The organism is Atribacter sp. (assembly GCF_035418125.1).
In the GTDB taxonomy this organism is placed as follows: Bacteria; Atribacterota; Atribacteria; order Atribacterales; family Atribacteraceae; genus Atribacter; species Atribacter allofermentans.
The window spans coordinates 1-3,812 of record NZ_DAOLQM010000219.1 but is presented as its reverse complement, the minus strand read 5'-3'; the positions used below and the strand labels follow the sequence as shown (position 1 = coordinate 3,812).

5 protein-coding genes are annotated in these 3,812 nt (G+C 40.4%); 2 read left to right on the top strand and 3 right to left on the bottom strand.

Annotated features, from left to right (window positions below):
* The first annotated feature begins 151 nt into the window (after positions 1–151).
* Together PLK24_RS09485 and PLK24_RS09480 are read left to right on the top strand one after the other, a co-directional pair.
* The gene (locus tag PLK24_RS09485) at positions 152–328 is read left to right on the top strand and encodes a hypothetical protein (protein ID WP_324478542.1); all 177 of its coding nucleotides are present in this window, start codon (positions 152–154) and stop codon (positions 326–328) included.
* Positions 318–1,778: a sodium:solute symporter family protein gene (locus PLK24_RS09480; protein WP_324478540.1), complete on the top strand. Its 1,461-nt coding sequence runs from the start codon at positions 318–320 to the stop codon at positions 1,776–1,778. The genes PLK24_RS09485 and PLK24_RS09480 overlap by 11 nt, the downstream gene beginning before the upstream one ends.
* 488 nt (positions 1,779–2,266) lie before the next feature.
* On the opposite strand, the gene PLK24_RS09475 is transcribed toward PLK24_RS09480, so the two are convergent.
* Genes PLK24_RS09475 through surE form a run of 3 tightly spaced genes read right to left on the bottom strand, consistent with a single transcriptional unit; the run spans position 2,267 to position 3,760 of the window.
* Complete coding sequence (locus PLK24_RS09475; RefSeq protein WP_324478538.1) at positions 2,267–2,914, bottom strand: protein-L-isoaspartate(D-aspartate) O-methyltransferase; 648 nt, start codon at positions 2,912–2,914, stop codon at positions 2,267–2,269.
* Positions 2,914–3,192, bottom strand: a complete 279-nt coding sequence (locus PLK24_RS09470; RefSeq protein ID WP_324478536.1) for an acylphosphatase — start codon at positions 3,190–3,192, stop codon at positions 2,914–2,916. Before PLK24_RS09470 ends, PLK24_RS09475 begins: the two co-directional genes overlap by 1 nt.
* A 1-nt stretch (position 3,193) precedes the next feature.
* Positions 3,194–3,760, bottom strand: coding sequence for a 5'/3'-nucleotidase SurE (gene surE / locus PLK24_RS09465; protein WP_324478534.1), 567 nt, complete (start codon positions 3,758–3,760; stop codon positions 3,194–3,196).
* Positions 3,761–3,812: the final 52 nt, after the last annotated feature.

Sequence of the window (3,812 nt, the reverse complement as noted above, 5' to 3'; positions counted from 1 at the left end):
GATTCTCGCGTCCTAAGTTATGCTCTTAGAAATGACGGATTTGGACACGGGTTCCCACCTTCATCATAAGTTTTCTCTATGATTCTAAACCTTTTTATGCTTAAATAGTAGGAACAAATTTTTGATTCAATCAAGCAATTGGAGGAAGGCAATGAAAAAGTACATTTTTGGGTATTTTCCCTTAGTTATTCTTGCCTATCTTATCCCTTATACCTTACTGCAAAAGGTTCACAAATTCTATGGAAGTTTTTTATTCTGGATTGGATACACATTAATAGTAATATACCTCATGAAAAAAATGATGGATCGCTGGAAAAATGAAAATTGAACTTATTTGGATATCAATTATTATCTATATGGCTTGGGGAACGCTAATCGCTGTTCTTTCTCGCCGGGGAGGGGCAAGTGGAGTTGTCGACTACTTTCTTGCCGACCGAAAACTAAAAGGATACATCTCATCTCTCTCCTATAGTGCTACGACATACAGCGCCTTTATGCTGGTTGGTTTAGCCGGGCTAACCTATAAAGGTGGCGTTGGGGCTCTCGGCTTTGAACTCATATACCTATCCGGTCTTTTTTGGGCAGTTCTTTTTGGCCCCTTTTATTGGCGAGCTGGAATACATTATAATTGTGTAAGTCCTGCTGAATTGCTGAGCAACCGCTATCAAAATAAAAAAGTTGGCGCCTTATCAGCATGGATTTCTCTAATTTTTCTGATTCCCTATTCTTCGATTCAATTGATGGGAATCGGATACCTATTAGAAACTTTGTCAAATGGAAAAATCCCCTTCTTATGGGGTGCTCTCATCGCAACCTTGATTACTTTGGTTTGGACTGAAATTGCTGGTCTTCGTTCAGTAGCTACGACCGATAGCTTACAAGCTGGGATTATGCTAATCAGTTCAATAATCTTTATTTTTATATTAATAGGGAAATTTTTAGGAGGTTTCGACAACTTTCTTTATCGAATTGAAACTAACTATCCTCTATGGTTATCAGTTCCGGGGAATGGTTATTTTAGTTTTCAAACTTTTTTAGGATTATCTCTTCCCTGGTTTTTTTTCAGCATATCTAATCCTCAAGTGTCACAGCGATTATTCGTTCCCTCTTCGCTTTCGAAAATGCGATCTATGATAAATGGTTTTCTCGGTTATGGTTTTGTTTATACTCTCATTACCATTCTAATTGGATTTTGCGCCCTCCTGCTATTTCCCGGCCTTTCCAATCCCGACCAGGCGACACCAACCCTACTTGCTCAACTCAATATTCCGCCAATTATTGTCCTATTGATGATTGTCGGAATATTTTCGGCGGCCATCTCAACCATTGACTCGGTGATGTTAACCATCTCCTCGATGTTTGTTCGAGATATTGTTCGTGCTCGGCGGGAAATTCCTGAAAAGCAACAGTTGGTTATTGCCCGTTGGTTTATTTTAATTTTGGGTGTCGGAATCTTTCTCTTTGCTATTCAGCGCTTCAATCTTATTGCTGTCCTTTCCGTTGCTTCTTCGGCCGGGCTACTGGCTACCGTTCCATCAACAATAGGCGGTTTTTTATGGAAGAAAGGAAGTGCATCTGGGGCTTTAATTAGTATGATCGGAGGAGCCTGTATTTCCCTGATACTTCAAATAACATCCTGGAAACCTTGGGGATGGTGGCCGGGTGTTTGGACGATTATTATTGCGACTCTCCTCTACATCATCATGAGCTATGCTAAACCTGCAGCAATAAACCAGGAGTTTTTTAAGGTAATTCAAAGCCAGCCTAAAAAAACCTAATTCTCCCATCAAGGGAGAAGAAACTCTTTACTCCGTCAACTTGAGTTATGCCTTCCCGCGTGAGGATCTCATCCACTCAATCCGTCATTGCGAGGAGTCTAACCGTCTTTTGGTTAGACGACGTGGTAATCTCTTAAGGTCAATCATTAATGTTTGTACTCCTCTTTGACTCAATAGGATTATTGTAATTTCCCCTCATTGGAGGAATGAAGTTAACAATTCCCCTCCAAGGAGGGGTGCCGCTTGCGGCGGGGAGGGTGCCTTTAATTCGTCATCCTGAGCAGTATTTTTCCGCGTGAGGATCTCATTTTTAAGTTATTTTGTATTTCATAGATACAAAGGATGGGATTCTCGCGTCGCAAATGACGCTCCTTAGAATGACAGAGAAGAGGAGAATCAAAAAACGAGGGGAAGAAAAAGATTGAGCTTAAGAGATTGCCACGTCGTACCAGACGCTCCTCGCAATTACGGATTGTGTTGAGGGCTTTTTAGAGGATATCCTCTATCAATGGAACAAAAACGACTGATCCATGTTTTTCAATTTTCAACGATCCTTTTTGTTTTCTTCCCCGAACCAGAGTTTGACGAAAATCACCCCCCAAAGGGAGAACAATGATTCCGCCTTCTTTTAATTCCTCAACCCAAACTGGGTATATCTCATTAGCATAAGCAGTTACTATAATTTTGTCGAAAGGAGCATATTCTGGAATTCCCCGACTTCCATCACCAACAAAAAAATGGATATTCCTATATTCAAGACTTTCCAAAACCTCTTCGGCTTTTTGAGCCAATTCTTCGATGCGTTCTATCGTATAAACCTCTTTGCCTAATTCTGCGCAAACCGCGGTTTGATAACCCGAACCGGTTCCAATTTCCAAAATTCGATCGGTTGGCTGAATTTCTAACAATTCTGACATCAACGCTACTATATAAGGTTGTGAAATAGTTTGACCCTCACCAATGACTAAGGGGGTATCATTGTAAGCATATTTCCGATAAAATTCTGGAACAAAAACGTGTCGAGGAATTTTTAGCAAGGCTTGAGTTACTCTTTCATCTTTAATATTCCGGGAGATGATTTGCTTTCGAACCATCTCTTCCCGTTCTTGAATTGTTCTGACATTATCGATTTCCATCAGTATTCAACCTGAAATGATTCATAATTTCCTGAATAAGGCAACCATTCTTCAAAAATATCACGGATTGATGCGCTCACTGGTCCCTCACGAATTTCCTGAAAGAAATGTTCAACTTCGGATTTCTCTCCTTCAGCTACCACTTCCACTCCATTTGGAAATAAATTTTTAACAAATCCAGTAACCTCAAATTGGGAGGCTCTCTTTAAAACAAAATAACGAAAACCAACCCCCTGAACTCGGCCCTTAAATACCAACCTTCCCTGAATGAACTTCATTTCAATTATTCTTCTCCGACAATACTTCTACCAGTTCGTTTTTTACTAACCAATCGGTCAGGTTAGGTCGAAGGGGGGTAATCGACACTTCCGAATTCACTACCGACCAATAATCCGAGCTACTTTGGAATTCAATCTGGCGTTTTTCTTCAATAAAAACATATTCCTGGAATTCTTCATTCTGAATGGTTTTTTGGACTTTAGTAAAATAAAACCGATCGGCAAGCTCGGTAATCTTCCAACCCTTCAGTTCATCCGAATGAGTCACATCAGGTATATTCACATTGAGAACTAAATTTTTTTGTCGAGAAAGTGTTTCTTCAAAATGGAGAAATATATCAAGAGCAGTTTCAGCAGCAACCTTATAATTCAATTTTTCTTGTATTGATAGTGAAACCGCCATGGCTGGTATTCCCGACATGGCAGCTTCCATGGCTGCCCCAACCGTTCCCGAATAAAATACATCAAAACCTAGGTTGGGCCCTCGGTTGATACCGGATATGACAAAATGGACCGGAGTTTGGGAAAATAGATTGAGACCTAAGATAACCGTATCGGCCGGTGTCAAAATGGACCGGAGTTTGGGAAAATAGATTGAGACCTAAGATAACCGTATCGGC